At 74.1% G+C, this 22,500-nt stretch carries 18 protein-coding genes and 1 pseudogene; 6 read left to right on the top strand and 13 right to left on the bottom strand.

The window, feature by feature from the left end:
* The first annotated feature begins 201 nt into the window (after positions 1-201).
* Positions 202-1,119 (top strand): hypothetical protein, encoded by a 918-nt coding sequence (locus ABT297_RS34515; RefSeq protein ID WP_350556673.1) that lies wholly within the window; start codon positions 202-204, stop codon positions 1,117-1,119.
* Between the two features lie 266 nt (positions 1,120-1,385).
* Here ABT297_RS34515 and ABT297_RS34510 read toward each other — a convergent pair whose 3' ends face one another.
* The 4 genes from ABT297_RS34510 to ABT297_RS34495 all read right to left on the bottom strand — a co-directional run bounded on the left by ABT297_RS34510 (position 1,386) and on the right by ABT297_RS34495 (position 6,277).
* Positions 1,386-1,994, bottom strand: a complete 609-nt coding sequence (locus ABT297_RS34510; protein WP_350556672.1) for a TetR/AcrR family transcriptional regulator — start codon at positions 1,992-1,994, stop codon at positions 1,386-1,388.
* Positions 1,987-2,841: a class I SAM-dependent methyltransferase gene (locus ABT297_RS34505; protein WP_350556671.1), complete on the bottom strand. Its 855-nt coding sequence runs from the start codon at positions 2,839-2,841 to the stop codon at positions 1,987-1,989. The genes ABT297_RS34510 and ABT297_RS34505 overlap by 8 nt, the downstream gene beginning before the upstream one ends.
* 31 nt (positions 2,842-2,872) lie before the next feature.
* The gene (locus ABT297_RS34500; RefSeq protein WP_350556670.1) at positions 2,873-5,131 is read right to left on the bottom strand and encodes a PAS domain S-box protein; all 2,259 of its coding nucleotides are present in this window, start codon (positions 5,129-5,131) and stop codon (positions 2,873-2,875) included.
* 771 nt (positions 5,132-5,902) lie between these two features.
* A complete protein-coding gene (locus ABT297_RS34495; protein WP_350556669.1) occupies positions 5,903-6,277 on the bottom strand; it encodes an Imm32 family immunity protein in 375 nt (124 codons plus the stop codon).
* A gap of 111 nt (positions 6,278-6,388) precedes the next feature.
* On the opposite strand from ABT297_RS34495, the gene ABT297_RS34490 reads away from it, so the two are divergent.
* Positions 6,389-8,089, top strand: a complete 1,701-nt coding sequence (locus ABT297_RS34490) for a SulP family inorganic anion transporter (RefSeq protein WP_350556668.1) — start codon at positions 6,389-6,391, stop codon at positions 8,087-8,089.
* A gap of 275 nt (positions 8,090-8,364) precedes the next feature.
* Positions 8,365-8,502 carry a hypothetical protein gene (locus ABT297_RS34485; RefSeq protein WP_350556667.1) on the top strand — a complete coding sequence of 46 codons (138 nt, stop codon included), beginning with the start codon at positions 8,365-8,367 and terminating at the stop codon, positions 8,500-8,502.
* 302 nt (positions 8,503-8,804) lie between these two features.
* Here ABT297_RS34485 and ABT297_RS34480 read toward each other — a convergent pair whose 3' ends face one another.
* Together ABT297_RS34480 and ABT297_RS34475 are read right to left on the bottom strand one after the other, a co-directional pair.
* Positions 8,805-8,963 (bottom strand): hypothetical protein, encoded by a 159-nt coding sequence (locus ABT297_RS34480; protein ID WP_350556666.1) that lies wholly within the window; start codon positions 8,961-8,963, stop codon positions 8,805-8,807.
* A 1,123-nt stretch (positions 8,964-10,086) separates the two neighbouring features.
* Positions 10,087-10,680, bottom strand: coding sequence for a TetR/AcrR family transcriptional regulator (locus tag ABT297_RS34475; RefSeq protein ID WP_350556665.1), 594 nt, complete (start codon positions 10,678-10,680; stop codon positions 10,087-10,089).
* A gap of 62 nt (positions 10,681-10,742) precedes the next feature.
* Between ABT297_RS34475 and ABT297_RS34470 the strand changes: the two genes are divergently transcribed.
* A complete protein-coding gene (locus ABT297_RS34470; RefSeq protein WP_350556664.1) occupies positions 10,743-11,663 on the top strand; it encodes a hypothetical protein in 921 nt (306 codons plus the stop codon).
* Between the two features lie 63 nt (positions 11,664-11,726).
* Here ABT297_RS34470 and ABT297_RS34465 read toward each other — a convergent pair whose 3' ends face one another.
* From ABT297_RS34465 to ABT297_RS34445, 5 genes and pseudogenes are all read right to left on the bottom strand, one after another.
* Positions 11,727-13,010 carry a S1C family serine protease gene (locus ABT297_RS34465; RefSeq protein ID WP_350556663.1) on the bottom strand — a complete coding sequence of 428 codons (1,284 nt, stop codon included), beginning with the start codon at positions 13,008-13,010 and terminating at the stop codon, positions 11,727-11,729.
* A gap of 928 nt (positions 13,011-13,938) precedes the next feature.
* Positions 13,939-15,285: a class I SAM-dependent methyltransferase gene (locus ABT297_RS34460; protein ID WP_350556662.1), complete on the bottom strand. Its 1,347-nt coding sequence runs from the start codon at positions 15,283-15,285 to the stop codon at positions 13,939-13,941.
* A complete protein-coding gene (locus tag ABT297_RS34455) occupies positions 15,282-16,655 on the bottom strand; it encodes an FAD-binding oxidoreductase (RefSeq protein WP_350556661.1) in 1,374 nt (457 codons plus the stop codon). The genes ABT297_RS34460 and ABT297_RS34455 overlap by 4 nt, the downstream gene beginning before the upstream one ends.
* A 108-nt stretch (positions 16,656-16,763) precedes the next feature.
* The gene (locus ABT297_RS34450; RefSeq protein WP_350556689.1) at positions 16,764-17,894 is read right to left on the bottom strand and encodes an RNA polymerase sigma factor; all 1,131 of its coding nucleotides are present in this window, start codon (positions 17,892-17,894) and stop codon (positions 16,764-16,766) included.
* Positions 17,886-18,107 (bottom strand): annotated as a pseudogene (locus ABT297_RS34445) (YciI family protein); the annotation flags it as partial. The pseudogene ABT297_RS34445 and the gene ABT297_RS34450, both read right to left, overlap by 9 nt.
* A 222-nt stretch (positions 18,108-18,329) precedes the next feature.
* Between ABT297_RS34445 and ABT297_RS34440 the strand changes: the two are divergent.
* Positions 18,330-19,418: an AOC03_06830 family ribosome hibernation factor gene (locus ABT297_RS34440; protein WP_350556660.1), complete on the top strand. Its 1,089-nt coding sequence runs from the start codon at positions 18,330-18,332 to the stop codon at positions 19,416-19,418.
* A 43-nt stretch (positions 19,419-19,461) separates the two neighbouring features.
* Here ABT297_RS34440 and ABT297_RS34435 read toward each other — a convergent pair whose 3' ends face one another.
* Positions 19,462-19,905: an RpiB/LacA/LacB family sugar-phosphate isomerase gene (locus ABT297_RS34435; protein WP_350556659.1), complete on the bottom strand. Its 444-nt coding sequence runs from the start codon at positions 19,903-19,905 to the stop codon at positions 19,462-19,464.
* A 30-nt stretch (positions 19,906-19,935) separates the two neighbouring features.
* Positions 19,936-20,853 carry a DMT family transporter gene (locus ABT297_RS34430; protein ID WP_350556658.1) on the bottom strand — a complete coding sequence of 306 codons (918 nt, stop codon included), beginning with the start codon at positions 20,851-20,853 and terminating at the stop codon, positions 19,936-19,938.
* Between ABT297_RS34430 and ABT297_RS34425 the strand changes: the two genes are divergently transcribed.
* Positions 20,852-22,243, top strand: coding sequence for an aminotransferase-like domain-containing protein (locus tag ABT297_RS34425; protein ID WP_350556657.1), 1,392 nt, complete (start codon positions 20,852-20,854; stop codon positions 22,241-22,243). The genes ABT297_RS34430 and ABT297_RS34425 overlap by 2 nt on opposite strands.
* The last annotated feature ends 257 nt before the right edge of the window (positions 22,244-22,500 follow it).

Genomic DNA, 22,500 nt, shown 5'->3' with positions numbered 1-22,500 from the left:
CGTCGGCTCGGTCCTGCTGTCGCCCGGGCCGGTCACTGAACGCATCCGGGCCGGGCGCGGGAGCGGTTCGACACGGAGCCGATCGAGGCCCGCGGGGGCGCGGCGGGGGCGCGGCGCGGCTGACCCGGGCGGGCTGCGGGCGCCCCCCAAATTCCCAGCGCCGGGCGGCTGAAGTAGCCGCGGTGGGATAGGCTCGCCGCCGTGCGGCGGGTCATGCGGGTGCTGCGGCTCGTCCTCGCCGCGCTCGTCACCGTGTGCGCGCTGGGTGGGCTGGCCCGGCTGCACTCCCCCACCCTCGGCCCCGGCGGCGCGGCGGTGCGGCAGCTGGGGTTCCTGCGCGCCGAGCTCGACGACGGGGCCGGCGACGCGGCGCAGGCGATGTTCCCCGAAGGGTACTTCTTCCCGCACGCCCTCTACGGGCTCGCCTGGGTCGACGTCGGGCGGCACCGCGCGGATCGCGCCGAGGCGCTGCGCGAGGTGCGGTGGGCACTGTCCAGGCTGGACGGTCCACAGGGGACGGCGCCGTTCAGCGCCGGGCTCGCGCCGCGGCACGGCGTCTTCTACGCCGGGTGGACCAACTGGCTGCGCGGCGGGATGCTGAGCCTGCAGGATACCGCCGCGCGCGACCCGGCGGAGGTCGAGCGGTTCGAGCGAGACTCGCGGGACCTCGCGGCGGCGTTCGACGCGTCGGCGACGCCATTCTTGCAGGCGTACCCGGATCAGTCGTGGCCGGTCGACTCGACGGTCGCGATCGCCTCGCTGCGGCTGCACGACGCGCTGCTGCCGGCGCGGTACGGCGACACCGTGCGGCGCTGGCTCGACGGCGCCCGGGAGCGGCTCGACCCGGCCACCGGGCTGCTGCCGCACGTGACCGACCCGCGCACCGGGACGCCGCTGCGGGTGCCCGGGCCACCTCGCAGAGCGTCATCCAGCGCTTCCTCGCCGATGTCGACCCGGTGTTCGCCCGGCAGCAGTACCTGCGCTTCCGGGAGCTGTTCGTGGTGCGGCCGCTGGGGATCGGGCCGGCGGTGCGCGAATACCCGCGGGGCACCGACGGGCCCGGCGACGTCGACAGCGGGCCGCTGCCGCTCGGCGTCTCGCTGTCGGCGACGGTGGTGACGATCGGCGCGGCGCGGGTCGAGGGCGACGACGCACTGGCCGGCGCGCTGTCGAGCTACGGCGAGCTGGCCGGCGTGCCGCTGGACACCCCGCACACCAAGCGTTACGCGCTCGGGCTGCTGCCGATCGGCGACGCGTTCCTGGTCTGGGCGCGCACCGCCGAGCCGTGGGTGGCCGCGGCGCCGGACCGTCCGCCGGCGGCCGTCGGCCCGCTGTGGAAGGCGCCGCTGACCCTGGCCCTGGTCCTGCTGGCCATCGCGCCCTGGCTACCCCGGGCGCTGCAGGTCCTGCGGCGCCGCCGTGGGCTCCGCGGCCGCATCGGCGGGCAGCGGGCCGAGCGGGGCGAGGAGGGCGGCGACGGCCCGGGCGTAGGCGGCATGGTCGACGCCGTCGTCCCAGAGGGTCTGTAGCACCAGCCCTTGGTAGATCGCGATCAGCACGCGGGCCAGCGCGTCCGGCTCGGGCACGGCGCCCGCAAGCGCCGCGGCGGCGAGGCGGCGCGGGCGGTCGACGTTGTCGCGGGCCACGTCCCGGATGTGCGGCGAGCGGACCGTCTCCGCCCACACCTGCACGGCCAGGCTCAGATCGGCCCGGTTGGCCGGGTCGCCGACGGCCCGAAGCACCTGCAGGAAGCCGTCGGCGGGGTCGTTGTCGAGCAGGGAGGTGCGCCGCTCGTGCCACTCGGCGACGATCGCGGCGATCATGTCGTCCTTGCCGGTGAAGTACCGGTAGATCAGGCCGGCGCTGATCCCCGACTCGCGCACGATGTCCTGCATCGACGTACGGTGGAACCCCTCGCGGGCGAAGCAGGCCGCGGCGGCGTCGAGGATCTGCCGCCGCCGCGCCGCGAAGTGCTCCTCGGCGACCTTAGGCATCGGCGACCGCGACCCGGTAGAAGGCGGCGGTCGGCTCGTCGCGGCCCAGCGGCGCCAGGTATCGCGCCGCGGCGTCGCGGGTGGTGACGTCCTCGGCGAGCCGCAGCCCGCGCTCGGCGAGGTAGCCGGGCAGCTCGGCGGGGTCGAAGCCGAACGTCCACGGCTCCCCGCCCCGGCGTACCGCGTCGTGCCATTCCGCCACGCCAGCGAAGCCGCCGATGCCGTCCAGCGCTGCCCGATCCACGTAGGTGAACACGATCCGGCCGCCGGCCTCGAGCAGCGCCGCGAGCGCGCGCAGGGTCGCGTCGACGGCCTCGGCGGTGAGGTAGTTCGTGACGCCCTCCCAGACCACGACCGCCGGCGCGGCGGGGTCGAACCCGGCGGCGAGCAGGGCCGGGCCGAGCGCGTCGGCGGCGAGATCGACGGGGACGAACCGCGCCCGCCCGGCGAGCGCGGCGGGCACTCGGCGGCGCTTGGTGGCCTGGGTCGCCGGGTGGTCGACCTCGAACGCGACGGGCGCGGCGATGCGGTGGACGCGGTTGTCGAAGCCGGCGCCGAGCAGTACCAGTTGCCGGGCGCCACCGTCGAGGGCGGCGCGGACGAGGTCGTCAATCAGGCGGGTGCGGACGACGGCCGAGGCCCGCGGGCCGCCGGCGTAGCGGGTATCGATGTACCGCTCGATCCAGCGGTGCACCGGCGGCAGGCGCGACGCGGCGACGACCGCGCGGTACCGCGGCGACAACATGCGCGTCGCGAGCCGGTCGCTGAAAAGCCGGTCGCGCCGGCGGCTCGTCTCCAGGGCACGGAAGAGCGCCACGTGCTCCGCGGAGCGGCTGCTGCCATCCATGCGAGCGAGAATAATGAATGAACGTCCATTTTTAGAAGTGCGGCACGACCCCCGCGAGCTGGTCGCCGACGGCGTTGAGCAGGTCGTCGCCGGTGAAGGGCTTCTCCAGCAGGTGTACGCCGGGATCGAGGGTGCCGTTGCTCGTCAGCACCGGCTGGGCGTAGCCGGACATGAACAGGACCCGGGTCGCCGGCCGGGCGAGCTGGAGCCGCTCGGCCAGCATGCGGCCCAGCATGCCCGGCATCACCACGTCGGTGAGCAGCAGGTCGATCGGGCCGCCGTGCTCAGCGGCCAGCCGCAGCGCGGCCAGGCCGTCCTCGGCGGCGAGCACGGTGTAGCCGCCGCGGCGCAGGATGCGGGTGGTGACCTCGCGCAGCGCCGGCTCGTCCTCGGCGACCAGCACCGTCTGGCCGCGGCCCGGCGGCCGCGCGGCCCGCCTCGGATCGTCGGCGCGGGGCTTGACGTCGCTGGCCGGCAGCAGGATCGTGATCGTGGTGCCGACGCCCGGCTCGGAGTAGATGTACACGGTGCCGCCGGCCTGCACCACAATGCCGTAGACCGTGGCCAGGCCCAGGCCGGTACCCTCGCCGCTGGGCTTGGTGGTGAAGAACGGCTCGAAGGCCTGCTCGATGACCTCACGGGGCATGCCGGTGCCGGTGTCGGAGACCCGCAGCCGCACGTACGGGCCGGGGCGCAGGCCGTCGCGGACCACGAAGTGCTCGTCGGAGACGTTGACCAGCCCGGTGTCGATGGTCAGGTGGCCGCCGGCCGGCATCGCGTCGCGGGCGTTGACGGCGAGGTTGACGAGGACCTGTTCGAGCTGGCCGGGGTCGGCCACCACGGACGGCAGGGGCTCGGCGAGCTCGGCGGCCAGCGAGATGTGCTCGCCGATGGCCCGGGTGAGCATCTGCTCCACCTCGGCGATGACCCGGTTGACGTCCAGCGGCTTGGGCCGGATCACCTCCCGGCGGGCGAACGCGAGCAGCTGGTGGGTCAGCTCGCTGCCCCGCCGGCCGGCCCGCAGGATCTGCTCGGCGTCGAGGGCGAACGGGGTGTCGGCGCCGTCGGTGACGATGAACTCGGCGTAGTTGAGGATGACCGCGAGCAGGTTGTTGAAGTCGTGCGCGATGCCGCCGGCGAGCTGGCCGAGGCTCTCCAGGCGCTGGGTGCGCTGCCGGCGTACCTCCTCCTTGCGCCGCTCCGCCTCCTCCCGCAGCCGCTGCTGCTCGGCGAGGGCGGCCAGCCATTCGGTCATGTCCCGGACGCCGGCCAGGGTGATCACGCCGTCGTCGGTGTTGAGCGCGCTCAGCGTGATGTCGACGGGCACCTCCGTGCCGTCCCTGCGCCGCGCCACGGGCGGCGCGCCGTCCTGCGCCCCGGCCCGGTCGGGGGCGGTGCGCACCCCGCCGGGCAGCAGGTGGTGTACGGGCACGTCCGTCAGGTCGGAGCGCGGGATGCCGAACAGGCGCTCGGCCGAGGCGTTGACCAGCACGATCCGGTCCCGCTCGTCGACGCCGAGCAGCGGGTCGGGCGCGGCGTCGAGGACGGCCTGCCGCTGCGCCTCGGCGCGCTCGCGCTCGCTGATGTCGCGGGTGATGGTGGTGACGCCGACGGTCCGCCCGTCGGCCCCGGTCAGCGGCGAGACCAGCATCGACACGGTCAGCTCGGTGCCGTCGCGTCGGCGGCGCCGGGTGCGGTACTGGTCGACGCGCCCGCCGGCGGCGACAACCACGCGGACCCCGGCCTCGTCGGGGCGCCGGTCGGGCGGGATGATGACGTCCTTGGAGCGCCCGATCATCTCCCCCGCCGTGTACCCGTAGAGCCGCTCCGCGCCCGGGTTCCACGACAGCACCAGGCCGTCGAGGTCGGTGGTGACGATCGCGTCGTGCGAGGACTGCACGATCGAGGCGAGCAGCGACTGGGCCGGGTCGAAGCCCTCGGTGCCGGTGTCGCGGATCGTGGCGTACACGAAGCGGCCCTCCTCGGCATCGAGCACCGAGAGCGCGACGTCGGCCAGAAACTGGGTACCGTCGCCGCGGAGCATGCGCAGCGGCTGGCCGGAGCGGCGCAGCGGGTGGTCGCCGGCCATGTAGGCGAGCAGCCGGGGCAGCAGCGGGTGTGTCTCCGGCGGCACGAGCTCGTCGATCGGCTGCCCGACCAGGTCCTCGCGGCCGAACAGCGCGCGGGCGCCGGCGTTGGCCAGTGCGACGCGGCCGTCATCGCCGGCCACCACCAGGGCGTCCGGGGTCGCCTCCAGCAGGCCCTCGGCCAGCCGAACCGTCCACCGCATATCACCAACAGTAAGGTCACAGTGACTTACGGTTTCGACCTTCGGGTTTTTCTGGATCGCGATGCTCGGGTACTGCTACCGGATGCTCGGCTCTTCGCCCTGTGCACCGCCCGCCGTCGCGTCCGCACCGTCGACCTCGGGATTCTGACCTTGTCTTTCCGGCGCCGGAAGGGCTCGTGTGCCGCCCGAGTGCGACCCCGCCGAGCTGACCGTGTGGCGCGACTCGGTCCGGCTCGCGTTCGTCGACGTGCTCGCCCGGTTCGCGGCCGAGGTCGCGGCGCGGGCGGGTCTCGCCGCGCCGGTGCGGGCCCAGCCAGTCGACGAGGCGCCGCACGGCGGCTTCAGCGACAGCCGCGACTTCGACACCAGCCTGGCCGCGCTCGCCTACCAGGTTGTACCTGACCGGCGTGGTCGGCGGTGCTGTGCGGCTACGGCGCGGCCTGGTGCGGGCGCTGGCGCTCATCAGCAGCGGCACGTACGCGCCGCTGCCCCCGGCGGTCGTCGCGCGCTACGCCGAGGTCTCCCCTGGCGGACCTCGCACGGATCGGCTGTCGCACGCTCATCGTGCGGGCCGCCCTGCCCGACGCGCGACTGGCGGTGCCACCGGGAACCTCGCACCTGTTCCTGCTGGAGGCCCCCGGACCGGGTCACCGCCCTGGTCCGGGACTTCCTGGCCTGGCACGAGACGGCCCTGATGAGGCCCATCCGGCGTTCCGGCCCCGGGTAACGCGGCGTTCCGGCCCCCGGTGACGCGGATCGGCGCCGGCGGCGCTACAGCCCGAGCGAGTCCTCGCGCTCGCCCGTGACGACGAGCGGCCGGCTGCCGTCCGGCTCCACGTGCCGGTGCGGCGCCGTGCCGCCGGGCTCCGCGGTCTCGGTCTCGTCCGCGACGGCCTCCAGCGCCGCCCACACCGCCGCCAGCCCGTCGTCGTCGCCACTGAGGTGCAGCGTGGGCGCGCCGCGCAGGGCGATGGCGAGAGGCCCGGCGGCGCGCTCCTGCGCCACGGCCCCGTTGCGGATCGGCACCTCGATCGCCGGGCCGGCACCGCGCAGCACCGCGGCGAGCGCACGCAGCGCGGCGGGTGACCCGGCGAGGTCGAGGTTTTCGCCGATCACGCGCAGCCGGCAGTACCGCTGATCATCCATGCCGCCATTCTGCCCGACTCCGAACTAGCGCTGGCCAGCGTGTGATGCTTGACCATATTTCGCACGGTCAGGCCCTCTCCCCCCAGTGGGGGTATCCACGGAAGGAATCAGATGACCACAGGGCCGGCCGGGCGGCGCAGCATCCCGCTGTTGCCGGGCGTCGCGGCGATACGCGGGTACCGCCGGTCCTGGTGGCGCGGGGACGTGCTGGCCGGTGTGACCGTCGCCGCCTACCTGGTGCCGCAGGTGATGGCGTACGCCACCGTGGCCGGCCTGCCGCCGGTGACGGGGCTCTGGGCGATGATCGCACCCCTGGCCGTCTACGCTCTGCTCGGCACCTCCCGCCACCTGTCGGTCGGGCCGGAGTCGACCACCGCGCTGATGACCGCCACGGTGATCGCCCCGCTCGCCGGCGGCGACCCCGCGCGGTACGCGGCGCTGGCCGCCACGCTCGCCGTGGTCGTCGGGCTGCTGTGCCTGGTCGCGTGGGCCGCTCGCCTGGGCTTCCTCGCGGACCTGCTGTCAAAGCCCATCCTGGTGGGCTACCTCGCCGGCGTCGCGGTCATCATGATCATCAGCCAGCTGGGCAAGCTGACCGGGATACCGGTGACCGGCGACACGCTCATCGAGCAGGTGCTCTCGGCCGCGCGGCAGCTCGGCCGGGTCCGGCCGACGACGCTGCTGTTCTCGCTCGCCGTGCTGTGCTTCCTGTTCGTCGTGAAGTGGCGGTGGCCGAGGCTGCCGGGGCCCCTGCTGGCCGTGCTCCTCGCCACGGCGGCGGTGGCGGTGTTCGGCCTCCGGGAGCAGGGCATCGCCGTCGTCGGCCCGATCCCGGGAGGCCTGCCCGCGCCTTCGCTGCCCGGCCTCGGCGACCTCACCGACCTGGTGCTGCCGGCGGTCGGGGTGATGGTCGTGGGGTACACCGACACCGTGCTCACCGCGCGCTCGTTCGCCGCGCGCGGCGGCTACCGCATCGACGTCAACCAGGAACTGCTCGCCCTCGGCGCGGCGAACGTGGCGACCGGCTTCCTGCGGGGCTTTCCGATCAGCAGCAGCGGCAGCCGTACCGCGATCGGCTTCGCCGCCGGCGGGCGCACCCAGCTCGGCTCGCTCGTCTCGCTGGTCGCGGTCGTCGCGGTGCTGCTGTTCGCCGGGCCGCTGCTCGCGCTGTTCCCGGTCGCGGCGCTCGGTGCTCTCGTGGTCTACGCCGCGGTCCATCTGATCGACATCGCGGGCTTCCGGCGGCTGGCCGCGTTCCGCCGCAGCGAGCTGCTGCTCGCCCTCGCCACCTGCGCCGGCGTCCTCGTGCTGGACATCCTGTACGGCGTGCTGCTGGCCATCGGGCTGTCCGTGGCCGACCTGCTGCGCCGGGTGGCCCGGCCGCACGACGCGATCCAGGGTCTCGTGCCCAACCTGGCCGGCATGCACGACGTCGACGACTACCCGCAGGCGACCACGATCCCGGGGCTGCTGGTGTACCGGTACGACTCCCCGCTCTTCTTCGCCAACGCGGAGGACTTCCGGCGACGAGCGCTCGCCGCGGCCGACAGCGCCCCGACCAGCTGGTTCGTGCTCAACGCCGAGGCTAACGTCGAGGTCGACATCACCGCCCTGGAGGCGCTCGACGGCGTCCGCAGGGAGCTGACCGCCCGCGGCGTGGTGTTCGCGATGGCCCGCGTCAAGCGCGACCTGCAGGACGAGCTCGACGCGTTCGGGCTCACCGCCTCGGTCGGCGCGGACCGCATCTTCCCGACCCTACCGACCGCCGTCGCCGCCTACCGACAGTGGCAGCGCGACCACGACCATGACTGACCACTGGTAGGCCAGCCCTGTCCCCTTACCCGCAGCCCCAGCCACCCGCAGTCCTGCGGCCCCGCCATGGCCGTGCGCCCCTGCCACCCGCGACTCTGCCACCGCGGTCCTGCGACCCTGCCACCCGCGACCCTGCCACCGCAGTCCTGCGACCCTGCCACCCGCGACCCTGCCACCGCAGTCCTGCGACCCTGCGACCCACGCCCTGCGACCACGGCCCTGGCACCCGTACGGCCGCTCAGCGGACGATGCATGCGTGCCAGCCAGACCACGACATGATCGCGCCGGACAAACTGCGGCTGAGCATCGACGGTCTCGACGATGCCCTCGGCGGCGACCGCGGCGATGAAGACCTCTTCGGCGGACAGGCAGACGACCTCGGTCCAGTCACGACCGCAGGCCACGAATTGTGATCCGCGAGATCTGGGCCGCCGACGCCGCCGCCGAAATCAACTTCGCCGAGCCAAACAGCTCTTCCGCATCCGTCGCAGCGTCGACGACCCGAACGGCCACCCGCCAAGACATCGCGCACGGCATCACCAAGCCTCGACGCCGACCGGGGCGACCGCCCCGAAACCTGCCGTCGGCTGCTCCGCCGTGCTGCGGCCCGGCGGCCACCTCTCGGTGACCGCTCGGCCGCACCGGCGCGACGGCGAGCTTGTCGACATCCCGCGCATGGTGACGGCGGCCGGGCTCCATGCCGGACTGACCCTGATCAAGGAACTGAGCGGCTCATCGCGGGGTCGGCAACCACGTGCTCGTCTCGTTCTTCCAGCGGCAGAACGTCCACGACGCCATCGCCGCCGGTGGTCCGCAATGACCCATCCAGCATGACGATCTGCGGGTGTTTCAGCTGGGTCACCCTGGCGGTCACGGCGGTCGAGCACATGGAAAGCCGCCGGGCACACTGCGCGCGGCACGACGACAGGCGCCGCAATAGCGATCGAGACGCGCAGCGCGACGCACCGTCGCAGGTCGAGTTCGACGTCGACCGTCGCCGACTGGAGCAGGAGCCGAACCGACGTCGCGACGACCGGAAGGTCGCCGAGGCGCCGCGCCCGCAGAAGGAGCGGGCGACGACACAGGAACAGGACCAGCGGCGGAAACAGGAGTATCGGCCGGAGACGCGGACGCGGCCGCTGAAACAGGCGACGCGGGCGACGACACCGAAGCAGCGCCCGCAACAGAAGCAGAGACAGCCGACACGGAACCAGCCGCCGAAGCAGACGACACAGGCAACGACACCGAAGCAGCGCCGGCGACCGAAGCAGAGACAGCCGACGCGGAACCAGCCGACGCGGAACCAGGCGCCGAAACAGGCGACGCGGGCGACGACCCTGGAGCACCGCCGGCGACGGGAGCAGAGGCAGGGGCCGGAGACTTCGGCGCAGCAGTTGGGGCAGAAGCGGCGGGTGGCGACGTCCGAGCGGTGGTGGGAGCGGCGTCTGCGCGAGGCGTGGGTGGAGCGGTTGGAGTGTGGGGGCCGGTCGTGCGGGCGTCCCGCTCGGCCCAGTGGGCAGTGATCTCCGCGGTGCGGGCCTCGCGGTCCAGGCGGGCCAGTCGCTCCGCGTGGCGCTGCTCCAGGCCGCGGCGGCGCGCCTCGGCGAACTCCGACCTGATCGCGGCACGGCGGGCGTGGCGGCGACGATGCTCGTCCAGCATCGAGTCCAGCCGGTTGCGCCACTCCGCCGGATCGATCGCTGCCAGCACCTCAATCATGCTTTTAGTTAGAACAGGGGTACGACAAATTCAGACCGCTGCGGTCCCGCCTACCGGCAGTGGCACCGCGACCACGAGGTAGGGCCGTCCGGGGCCCTCGCCCGCGGCCCTGCGGCCCTGCCACCCGCGCGGCCGCCCGGCGGACGATGCATGCGTGTCGCCAGACCACGACACGATCGCACCGGGCTGGCAGCGGCTGCATCGAGCTGCGGGCGTTCGTGGACGGCGCGGGCCGGGCCGTCGCAGCGCTGCTACGGACCGCCGAGCGCTGAGAACGGTCACGACAGTGCGCGGGCGGCGGCGGCGAACGCGCGCTCGGCGATGTCGCGGATCGCGGCCCGGGCGGCGGCCGGCTCCTCCCCCGCGAGCATCAGCCGCCGGATGTGGGCGTGCAGAGCGCGGTCGACGCCGGTCAGGATCGCGGCCGCCCACCACGCGTCCGGCTCTGGGCGACCGGACTCGATCAGGGCCGCGGCGACGGCCCGCTCGGCGGTCTCGCCCAGCAGGCGCAGCCGGGCCTGCAGCGCCGGGCTGTCGTCGACGACCTTCCAGAACTTCGGCGCGTCGGGGTGCAGGCCGAGCGTCGGCTCGTCGCGGTCGAGCTCGCCGAGGAACAGCGCGCGCGCGGCGGCGGCCGGGTCGGGGGCGCCCCGCACGGCATTGGCCAGGCGGGAGACGACATCGTCCTGGCGGTCGAGAAACAGGTCCTCCTTCGTCGGGAAGTAGTTGAAGGCGGTGTTCACCGACACGCGGGCCGCCTCCGCTACCTCCGCCACGGTGACGCGGTCGAATCCGCGCTCCATGAACAGGCCCGTCGCCGCGTCGGCGATCGCCGTCCGCGTCGCCGCCTTCTTCTCCGCCCGAAGCGCCATGCGGATAATTCTAGCGTCAACACAAATTTGGTGTGACACCAAGTTTGTCGTACCGTGGCCGCATGACTCTGAAATTCGGCATCTACGCGGGCGGGCTCGGCGCCGACCCCGACGGTGGCATCACGCCCGGCCCGCCGGAGGACGCGGGGCGGACGAGCGAGCTGCTCGACGAGCTCTCCCCCGCCCTCGTACGCGGCTATGTGCACTACAGCGACGCGCTGGGCGCTCACATGGAGGCGGCGCCGGCACCGTGGCAGCACGCCGTCCGCGGCCGGCGGCTCGACCTGGTCGCCTGCTTCCGCGAGCCCGGCGACGACCTGAGCGGATGGCTGGACCACCTGCGCAGCCTGCTCCGCACGCACGGGGAGTGCCTGGCCACGCTGCAGGTCGGCGAGGAGGCCAACCATGACGGGCCGGGCGGCGACGGTGGTTTCCCGGCGGTACGGCGGGCAATCGTCGAGGGCGTGCTGGCCGCCCGCGCCGAGGCCGACCGGCTCGGCCTGGACGTGCGCATCGGCTGCAACTCGACGCCGATCTTCGACCAGGAGCAGGAGTTCTGGGCGTCGCTGCGGGAGATCGGGCCCGTCATCGACTACGCCGGGCTGGACTTCTTTCCCGGCGTGTTCCGCCCGGTGACCGACTTCCCGGTCGCGGTCGAGGGCGTGCTGCGCACCTTCCGGGAGCGGTGCCTGGCCGCGGCCGGCGTGCCCGCGAGCACCCCGATCCACGTGACCGAGAACGGCTGGGCGACGGGCGATGGGCGCACGTACGAGCGGCAGGCCGAAGTCGTCGGGCAGGTCGTGCGGGCCGTCGCCGCGAACGCCGCCGAGCTCAACGTCACCGCCTACGAACACTTCGCGCTGCGCGACGCCGACAGCGGCAACGACAACCCGATGTCGCAGTTCGGGCTGGTCCGCTCCGACTACACGCCCAAGCCCGCGTTCGGCGTGTTCCGGGACCTCGTGGCACAGCTGCAACGCTGAGCACAACGCAGCGGCCCGCGTCGTGGCGAACGCGGGCCGCTGCGGCGAAAGGGAATGGAAGTCTTACGGCGCCTCGCCGAGGGCCACGGTCACGGTCTGCTCGCCGCCGTTGCGGCCGACCGTCACCGGCACGCGGTCGCCGGCCTTCGCCGCCTGTACCGCATTGATGAGCGAGGTCGCGTCGGTGACGGCCGCCGAGCCGAACTTGGTCACCGTGTCGCCGGTCTTCAGGCCCGCCTTGTCGGCCGGGCCGCCCGCGACCACGCCGCCGATGAGCGCGCCACCGTTGCCGTCGGTGAGCTGCACCCCGAGGTACGGGTGGCTGACCTTGCCGCCCTTGGCCAGCTGGTCGGCGGCGGCCCGGGCGCGGTTGGCGGAGATGGCGAACCCGACGCCGATGTTGCCGTTGTTCTGCCCCGCGGTGGCGATCGCGGTGTTGATGCCGACGACCTCGCCCTTGAGGTTGACCAGCGCGCCGCCGGAGTTGCCCGGGTTGATCGCGGCGTCGGTCTGGATCGCGTCGGCGATCGTCTTGCCGCCCTGATCACCCGAGATCGTACGGTGCAGGGCGCTGACGATGCCGGCCGTGACCGAGCCCTGCAGGCCCAGCGGGCTGCCGACGGCCAGGACGGTGTCGCCGATGCGCAGCGCGTCGCTGTCGCCGAACTTCGCCGGGGTGAGGCCGGAGACGCCCTGGGCCTTGATGACCGCGATGTCGCCGGACGGGTCGGTACCCACGACCGTCGCGGGCGCCGTCTTGCCGTTGCTGAACGTCACGGTGAGCTGCTGGGCGCCCTGCACGACATGGTTGTTCGTGACGATCTGACCGTCCGCGGTCATGATCACGCCGGAGCCCTCGCCGTCGCCGGAGCTGATGTCCACGACGCTGGGCAGCACCGCCTCGGCGACCGCGCCCACCGAGGAACGGTCGAGGTTGGGCGCCGGGTCGCGGGCGACGACGCTCGGGCCGCTGGCCGGGTTGTCGCCGGCCAGCTGGGTGGCGACCAGGCCGCCGCCGAGCGCCGAGCCGGCGGCGAGCACGATCGCGCACACGGCGAGCGCGACGATCCGCCCGCCGCGCCCCGGCCGGGGGCCCGGCTGCCCGTACGCGGGCTGACCAGGGTGTCCGGGCGGTGGGAACCCGGGCGGCTGCGCGCCATGCCCATACGGCTGCCCGTAACCGACATATCCGGTGGGTGGGAGCGGCGGTGCCGAGAAGGGAGCGGTCGCGACAGTGCCGAGCGGCTGCGTCGGCGCGTTCTCACCGGCGGCCGGCACGTGTGAATACCCGTTGGTCTCCGGCCGGCTCCACGGCGACCCGGCGGCCGGTACGCCCGAGGCGGGCACGTACTGACCCGGTGCCTCCGAGGCCGGAACGTACTGACCCGGAGCCGAAGCGGGAACGTACTGACCCGGCGGAGCCGAGGCCGGAGCGTACGCGTCAGGCGCACCGGATGCCGGGAAGACCGCGGCCGGGGAGACCGGGGACGCTGGGGGCCCGGCCGGGGCGCTCACGACCGGCGGGGCGGGAGACGGCACCGCGGGAGCGGAAGACGGCCCCGCAGAGGAGGGCACCACGGGATCGGACGAAGACGGCGCCGGGGGAACGGAAGACGACGCGACGGAAGACAACGCCGCAGACGAAGGCACCACGGAGGCGGAAGAAGACGGCGCCGCGGGAGCGGAGGACGTTGCGACGGAAGACGACGCCGCAGACGAAGGCACCACGGGAGCGGAAGAAGACGGCGCGACGGGAGCGGAGGACGGCGCGACGAAAGACGGGGCGGCAGGAGCGGAAGGCGGCACGAAGGCGGAAGACGGTGCGACGGAAGCGGGAGACGGCGCTGCGGAAGACGGCACCGCGGACTCGGCGGACGCGGCGGACGCGGAAGGCGGCGCGACGAAAGACGGCACGGCGGGAACGGAAGGCGGCCCGGCGGGAACGGAAGGCGGCGCGGCGGACGATGGCGCGAGAGGAGTGGAAGACGGCGGCGGCCAGGACGCGGCCGGCGGCAGCTGCGGCGAAGCCGGGGGGTCCACCGAGGCCGACGGCGACGGCGACGACGGTTGCGCGGAGCCGGGTGTGTCAGCGTGCTGCGGGTCGCTCCCCTGGCGGTCCTGGTCACTCATGTTGTCCAGATTGCACACCGCAGCTTCCGCCAAACTGGATTCTCCCTGGGAGAAAGCCGAGAGCCGCAAATCGGTCACCGGGACCGCAAGGGCGCGGCCGGTCGCAACCCGGCCGCGCCCTGCGCAAACTGTGCGGTACGAGCTGTCAGGCGGTCCAGTCGGGCCGCAGCGGGTAGGACGACACGCCGTCCCGGGTGGTCTTCGTGGCGAGGATCTGGTGCAGCTGGATCTCGTTGCGCTCGAAGGCGAGGCGCGAGCCGGCCATGTACAGGCCCCACACGCGGGCGGTGCCCAGCCCGACCTCGGCGACGCACTCGTCCCAGCGCTCGACCAGGTTGCGGTTCCAGCCGGCCAGGGTCAGCGCGTAGTGCAGCCGCAGGTTCTCCTCGTGCTGCACCTCGAACGCCGCGTCGTGCACGGCGCCCACCAGCCGGCCCGGGGAGGCGAGCTCGCCGTCGGGGAACACGTACCGGTCGATGAACGCGCCGGGCTTGTGCGAGGCCCGGTTGTCGGAGCGGGTGATGGAGTGGTTCAGCAGCCGCCCGCCGGGCTTGAGGCGGTCGCGCAGCGTCGCGAGGTACCGAGGATAGTTCTTGACCCCGATGTGCTCGGTGAGGCCGATGGAGCTGACCGCGTCGAACTGCTCCAGCGGCGCGTCGCGGTAGTCCAGGTAGCGTACCTCGGCGAGGTGGCCGAGGCCCTCCCGCTCGATCGCGGCCTGCGCCCACTCGGCCTGCTGGCGGGACAGGGTGACGCCGAGGGCGCGCACGCCGTACTCGCGGGCGGCGTGGCGGACCATGCCGCCCCAGCCGCAGCCGACGTCGAGCAGCCGCTGGCCCGGCTTGAGCGCCAGCTTGCCGGCGACGAGGTCGTACTTGTTCGCCTGGGCCTGCTCGAGGGTGTCGGACTCGGAGCGGTAGACGGCGCAGGTGTACGTCATGGACGGGCCGAGCACCATCTCGTAGAAGCGGTTCGACACGTCGTAGTGGTGGTGGATCGCCTCGGCGTCGCGGCCGCGGGCGTGGCGCAGGCCGAGGCCGGCCAGGGTGCGCTTCCATGCCGGCGTGGCCTCCTGCGGCGGGGGCGGCGGCGGGAGCAGCCGTTCCCAGCCCAGGCCGCGCACCAGGCGCAGGGCCTCGCCGGCCGAGGGCAGCCGCAGCCGCAGGCCGTTGGCGAGCTGTCGCAGCGCCTCGTACGGGTCGCCGGAGTGCACGCCGCGCACCTCGAGGTCGCCGGTCACGTAGGCGCGGGCCATGCCCAGGTCGCCGGGGGCGGTCAGCACGTACGACAGGCCGCGCTCGGAGGCGACGTGCAGCCCGACGGGGGCGTCCTCGGGGCCGACGGCGCTGCCGTCGTAGGCGGTGATGTGGACCTGGACCTCGCCTGCGGTGACGGCCCGGACGATGTCGGCGACGGTCGGGACGGGGGGCCGGCGGCGGGGCTGGCCGGGAACGGATCCTTGCGTGTTGCTCGAACGGTAGGTGCTGGTCATTTACGCCCCACAACCTTGTCGTAGAGGTCGGTCAATCGGTGACCGGGGTCGTAGCGGTCCTTGGCGGCGCGGTATGCGGGGCCGCCGTAGAGCCGGTCGAAGGTCTCCCGGTCGTAGTAGGCGTCGGAGTAGAGGGACTTGTGGCCGCCGAGCTCGAACACCTTGGCCTCGATGGCTCGGTTGACGTCGCCGTCGGCGGCGCCCGGCTCGATCGGCACCGTGCCCCAGAACCCGACGTTGACGTACGCCTCGCCGGCGTGCATCGGGTACAGCGGCCACTCGTGCTCCCGCAGACGCAGCGGGCAGAGCCAGATCGGCGCCATCGGCACCTCGCGGGCGAACCATCGCAGGAACTCGGCGGTCCGCTCCAGCGGCAGCTCGACGTCCTGCACGACGCGCTCGCTGTCGGGCTGCCCGCGCCACCGGCCGACGCGCGCGGCGACGCCGTAGCGGTTCTCGAACCGCACGATGCGGTGGTACACGTCGGAGCGGCGGTACCGCCGCGGCCAGACCCGGCGCACCGCGGGGACCTGCGCGCCGAAGGCGGCCGAGCACCAGAACCAGTCGGTGTCCCACCGCCACAGGTAGTCGTACGCGGAGAGGCGGTCGGTGGCCTTCGTCCGCAGCGACTGGTAGTAGATCGCCTGCCCGGTGTAGTCGCTGGTGGCGCCGGGCTCGTCGGTGAAGGTGCCCAGCACGAGGTACGCCTCGCCGGGACGGAACACGACGCCGTCCATGACGTCGACGTGCCGGCCGTCGTACGCGCCGGTCTTCATCACCTCGCCGACGACCTCGAGCAGCTCGTCGAGGTCGTCGAAGCGCAGGTTGGCCAGGCTCACCCCGGCGGCGATCGGCATCAGCTCGATACGCAGCCGGGTGGCGTAGCCGAGGCTGCCCAGCGAGTTGGGGAACGCCGAGAACAGCTCGGCGTGCTCGTTGTCGGGCCGCACGGTGAGCAGTTCCCCCGTGCCGGTGAGGATGTCCAGCTCCAGCACCGACTCGTGCGGCAGCCCGTGCCGGAACGAGGTGGCCTCGATGCCCAGCCCGGTGACGGCCCCGCCCAGCGTGATGGTGCGCAGCTGCGGCACGACGAGCGGCATCAGCCCGTGCGGCAGGGTGGCGTCGACCAGGTCCTCGTACGTGCACATGCCCTGCACCTCGGCGGTGCGCCCGGCCGCGTCGACCTCGATGACCCCGCCGAGGCCGCTCACGTCGAGGCCGTGACGGGCGTCGGCGCGCGGCCGGAACAGGTTCGAGGTCTTCTTCGCCAGCCGCACGGTGTCGCCTGGCGGGATCGCGGCGTAGGAGGCGCGTAGGGCGTCTACAGCACGGCGGTGTGCCGCCCAGCCGACCGGTTGACCGCGTTCCACTTCGACCACCTCACCATTCCCCGTTAAGTGGAGGCCCGCCTCAGCCAAACTTGCACACGTGGCAAGATCAGCCAACGGCTGGTGACTGAACTCACGCTACGGGTGACGTCATGGGGTGAGCGAGGCCAGCCTGCGGGTGAGGTACCGCCGCTCGGCATCGCTCCCCGACAACTCGAGGGCCTCGCGGTAGGCCTCGGCGGCCTCGGCGACGCGGCCGAGCCGGCGCAGTAGGTCGGCGCGGGTGGCGGGCAGCAGGTGGTACCCGGCGAGGGCCCCGGCGTCGCGCAGCGCATCGACCAGCGACAATCCGGCCGCGGGCCCGTCGGCCATGGCGACGGCGACGGCGCGGTTGAGCTCGACGACGGGCCCGGGCGCGATGCGGGCGAGCCGGGCGTACAACTGCGCGATCTGCGGCCAGTCGGTCTCCGCGACGCTGGGCGCGCACGCGTGGCACGCCGCGATCGCCGCCTGGATCTGGTATTTCCCGGCGCGCTGGCGGCGCAGCGCGCGCTCGAGGATCTCGGCGCCCTCCGCGATCGCGGCCCGGTCCCAGGCGCCGCGGTCCTGCTCCTCCAGCGGCACCAGGTCGCCGGCGGCGTCCTGCCGGGCGGCGCGGCGCGCGTCGTGCAGCAGCATCAGCGCGAGCAGCCCGAGCGCCTCCGGCTCGTCGGGCATGAGCGCGGCGAGCACCCGCGCGAGCCGGATCGCCTCGCGCCCGAGGTCGACCCGCCCGCCGCCGCTGTAGCCCTCGTTGAACAGCAGGTACAGCACGGTCAGTACCGACTCGAGCCGCCCCGGCAACAGGTGCGCGGGCGGCACCCGGAACGGAATCCGGGACCGCTGGATCTTGTTGTCGGCCCGCACCAGGCGCTGCGACATCGTCGGCTCGGACACCAGGAACACCCGCGCGATCTCGGCCGTCGACAGCCCCGCCTGGCTGCGCAGCGTCAGCGCGACCTGGGCCTCCAGCGACAGCGCGGGATGGCAGCAGGTGAACATCAGCCGCAGGCGGTCATCCGGTACGGCGGGCGCCTCGTCCTCGGGATCCGCCACGCCCTCGATCGGGCTCAGCATGGCGGCCTCACGCAGCTTGTCCGCCTCGACGGCACGGCGGCGCAGCGCCTGCGCGAACGCGTCCTGGGCGCACTCCTCGGCGAGGTCCCGATCGCCGGTGAGCCGGGTCAGCGCGGCGCTCCCGGGGCGCGCCGCCGCGTCCTCCCAGAACGGGCGGAGCTCGATCCTGCCCCGGTGCGCCATCGGATGCTGGGCGGCGACCTCGATCGCCTGGTCGAGATCGGCGCACTCGATGATGACGAAGCCGCCCATCTGCTCCGTCGTCTCGTCGTACGGCCCGTCGGTGAGCAGCACCTCGCCGTCGCGCACCCGCACGGTGGTGGCCTCGGCGGGCGCGACGACCCGGTTGCCGAACAGCCGCACGCCCCTGCCGTCCATCTCCGCGACCCAGGCCTCGATCTCCGGCCCGGCCGGCCCGTCGGTGACATCCCCATCGACGATCACCATCATCAGATACCGCATCGGTTCGCTCCCGTCAGCCTTTACGCGTACGACGAACGACACCCCTCGAATCCGACACGGGCAGGCCGGCGACGTGCGAACCCTACTCATCCTCCGCGGGCGAGTCTGGCCGACGACCAACAGGGGCACGGTGGGCGCATGACGGTGAAGGATCTGGCGACGCTGACCCCCACCGGGTACCCGGCGGTCTCACTGCTGATGCCGACCCATCGCAAGGCGCCGGGCAACCAGCAGGACCCGATCCGCCTGCGCAACCTGCTGTCCGAGGCCCGCCGACGCCTCGATCTCGACGAGACGGTGCCGCGCGACGTCGCCAACCAGGTGTACGACGAGATCGCCACCGCCGCCGAGCGCGTCGACCTGCGGCACATGGGCGAGGGGCTGGCGCTGTTCGCCTCGCCCGGGCAGGTCCACGTGCGACTGCTGGAGACTCCGGTGCAGGAGCGCGTCGTCATCGCCGACACGTACGAGGTCCGCGACATCGTCGCCGACGCCGCCCGCCGGCACCGGTACTGGGCGCTCGTGCTGTCCGAGCAGCCGACCCGCCTGTGGAGCGGCGACGGCGCCGACCTGGTCGAGGTCCACTCGCACGGCTTCCCGTTCACGCACGAGGGCCCCGGCGGCGCGCTCGGCCTGCCCCGCGACTACGGCCAGGACCCGAGCAAGCACGAGGACGAGCGGCACCGGCAGTTCTTCCGCAACGTCGCCAACGGCCTGACCGAGGTCGACAACCTGGACACCCGCCCCGTCTTCGTGCTGGGCGTCGAGCGGTACCTGGCCTTCTTCGCCGAGGAGTGGACCCGCGGCATCGCCGGCACCGTCACCGGCAACTACGACCACGCCGGCGCGCACGAGGTGTACCAGTTGCTGGCCCCGCGCCTGGCCGCGTACACGGCGATGGAGCAGGTGGCGGCCCTGGAGGCGCTCGACGTCGCGCGCGGCGCCAACCGGTTCGCCGCGGGGCTGCCCGAGGTGTGGTCCCTGGCCCAGCAGGGCCGCGGCGCGCACCTGCTGGTCGAGGAGGGCTACCACAGCCCCGCCTGGGTCTACGAGGACCACCTGCACCCCCCGGACCAGGAGCCGCACGGCGACAGCCCGGGCGTCCTGCTGGACGACGCGGTCGACGACATCGTCGAGCGGGTGGCCCGCCAGGGTGGCGACGTGACCTTCGTCGGCGACGACAGCCTGGCCGCGGACGGCCGGATCGCCCTGATCGTCCGCTACTGACTCCCGGTGGACGTTGTCGAGCGGCGCGATCTCGGTGGACCGGTCACCGCCCGGCGTCGAGCCCCCTCAGCAGCGCGATGTTCTCCGCCTCATCCGGATCCGGCGACGGTACCTCCAGAAACGCCCGCAGCACCTCGACCGCGACGTCGGGCGCGAGCCGCTTGAGGCTCATCGCGAGCACGTTGGCGTCGTTCCACAGCCGCGCGCCGCGGGCCACCCACGGGTCCCACGCGACGGCGGCGAGCACCCCGGGCACCTTGTTGGCGGCGATCGCCGTGCCCGTGCCCGTCCAGCACATGACCACGCCGAGGTCGGCGCGGCCCTCCACCACGGCCCGCCCGACGCCGGCGCCGAGGTCCGGCCACGCCACCGCCGGATCCGCGCCCGGCCCGCCGACGCGTAGCACCTCGTGCCCGGCGGACGCGAGGTGCTCGACCACAGCCTCGGTGGTCGCGTTGCTGTCGTCGGCGGCGAAGGCGATACGCACGCGTCCATTGTGCCGCGACCGGACCGGTGCTCAGCCGGCCAGGGCGGGCGGCGCGGCGGTGCGCAGGCGCTGGGTCAGGGCGACGCAGGCGAGCACGGCCACCGCGGCGGCGGCCGCGATCGGGGGCACGCGCTCGTGCAGCAGCAGGGCCGACCAGGCCATGGTGAGCACCGGCTGGGCGAGCTGGATCTGGCCGACGCGGGCGACGCCGCCGCGGGCCAGCCCGCCGTACCACGCGAAGAATCCGAGGAACATCGACACCGCGGTGAGGTAGCCGAGGCCGGCCCAGGCCACCGCCGGGGCGTGCGGCGGGTGGCGCAGCGCCGCGACCGCCGTCACCGCCGTGGTGAACGGCAGCGCGAGCACGAGCGCCCAGCAGATCGTGCGGGCGCCGCCGAGCTCGCGGGACAGGGCGCCGCCCTCGGCGTACCCCAGGCCGCACAGCACGACCGCGGCCAGCAGGAACAGGTCGGCCGGGCCGGCCGCGCCGGAGACCGCGCCGCTGAGCGCCAGGAAGGCGAGGACGGCGAGCAGGCCGGCGGCGCCCGCGAGCCAGAACGCCGGCGCCGGGCGCTCCCGTGCGCGCAGGACCGCGAAGCCGGCGGTGACCGCGGGCAGCACGGCGATGACGACGGCGCCGTGGGCGGCGGTGCTCGTCTGCAGCGCGAGGGAGGTGAACAACGGGAACCCGGCGACGACGCCGAGCGCGACCACGGCGAGCCGGCGCCGCTGCCCGCAGGTCGGGCGCGGGGCGCGGACGATCGCGAGGTAGGCCACGGCGAGCAGGCCGGCCCCGACCGCGCGGCCGAACGCGACGAACCAGGCGTCGAGGTGCGCCACGGCCAGGCGGGTGGCCGGCAGCGACATGCTGAAGCAGAGCACCCCGAGCGCACCGAGGGCCGCGCCCGTTATCGCTCCGTGCCGAGTAACGTTATCCTTGCTTCTCATGAATGACGATAACGCAACGCTTCGCGTTATCCAAGATCTTCGCGCGCTGGCGGGCCGGTCGGCGGCGGGCACACGGCTGCCGACCGTGCGCGAGCTCACCGCCCGGCACCGCGCCTCGCCGATCACGGTGAGCCGCGCGATCCGCGTCCTGGCCGCGGAGGGCCTGGTCGACACGCAGCCCGGACGCGGCACGTACGTCGCCGCGGCGCCGGGCTCCGCCGACCGGCCGGACCTGTCGTGGCAGTCGATCGCGCTGGGCCCGCGGCCGGCGGGCGAGGACGCGATGCAGGCGCTGCTGGCGATCCCGCGCCCGGGCGCGATCGCGCTGTCCAGCGGGTACCTCGACGCCGACCTCCAGCCGGCCGCCGCCCTCGGCGCGGCGCTCGCCCGGGCGGCCCGGCACCCGGCGAGCTGGCAGCGTGGCCCGGTCGAGGGCCGCGAAGACCTGCGCGCGTGGTTCGCCCGGACCGCCGGCGGGTCGATGCGGGTCGAGGACGTCGTGATCTGCCCGGGCGGCCAGTCGGCGCTGTCGACAGCGTTCCGCGCGCTCGCCGCGCCGGGCGACGCGGTGCTGGTCGAGTCGCCGACGTACCTCGGCGCGCTCGCCGCCGCCCGCGCCGCCGGCCTGCGGGTCGTGCCGGTGCCCGCCGACGCCGAGGGCGTGCGCCCCGACCTGCTGGCCGCCGCCCTGCGCCGCACGGGCGCCCGGCTCTTCTACTGCCAGCCACTCTTCGCCAACCCGCACGGCGCCACGCTGGCACCCGCGCGCCGCGCGGCGGTCATGGCGGAGGTCCGCGCCGCCGGTGCCTTCCTGATCGAGGACGACTACGCCCGCGACCTGGCGATCGACGCCGACCCCCTGCCGCCGTTGGTCACCGGCGACCCGGACGGCCACGTGGTGTACCTGCGCTCGCTCACCAAGTCCGCGGCCCCCGGCCTGCGGGTGGCCGCGATCGGCGCGCGGGGCGCCGCCGGGGCCCGGCTGCGCGCGGCCCGGGTCCTGGACGACTTCTTCGTCGCCGGCCCGCTGCAGCAGGCCGCGCTGGACTTCGTCACGTCCCCGGCGTGGTCGCGCCACCTGCGGACGCTGCGCTCGCAGCTGCGCGCCCGCCGTGACGCACTGCTCGACGCGATCCGCCGCCACCTGCCGGAGCTGCCCCCGCCCCCGGTACCGCGCGGCGGCCTCCACGCCTGGCTGCGCCTCCCCGACGGCGCCGACGACGTGGCCGTGACGACGGCGGCGGCCGCCCGCCAGGTCGTGGTGTTCCCGGGCCGCCCCTGGTACGCCGCCGAGCCCGACGCGCCATACCTGCGCCTCACGTTCGCCGCCGCTCCCCCGTACCAGCTCGACGAGGGCGTCCGCCGCCTGGCGCGAGCACTGCGCGACTGACGGGCCGGCCGACCCCCGGACGCCGCCCGCCTCACGCCACGACGCCGCGCACGGTCGGCCCCGGAACGCAACGTGCGAAGGACGCCGGAACGGTGCGCGCGGCCCGGCCCGGACGCAACGTGCGGCCGACGGCCGCCGGGTCCAGGTGCTGCGCGGCGACTGGCCCGGCCGCAACGCGCGAAGGACGCGCGAGCGCTACGCGCGGCCCGGCCCGGCCCGGGTGCCGTGCGGCCGACGGCCGCCTGGTGTCCAGGCGC

The organism is Dactylosporangium sp. NPDC000555 (assembly GCF_040300025.1).
Taxonomy (GTDB): domain Bacteria; phylum Actinomycetota; class Actinomycetes; order Mycobacteriales; family Micromonosporaceae; genus Dactylosporangium.
The sequence above is the reverse complement of the archived record's forward strand: the minus strand, read 5'-3'. Positions and strand labels throughout refer to the sequence as shown.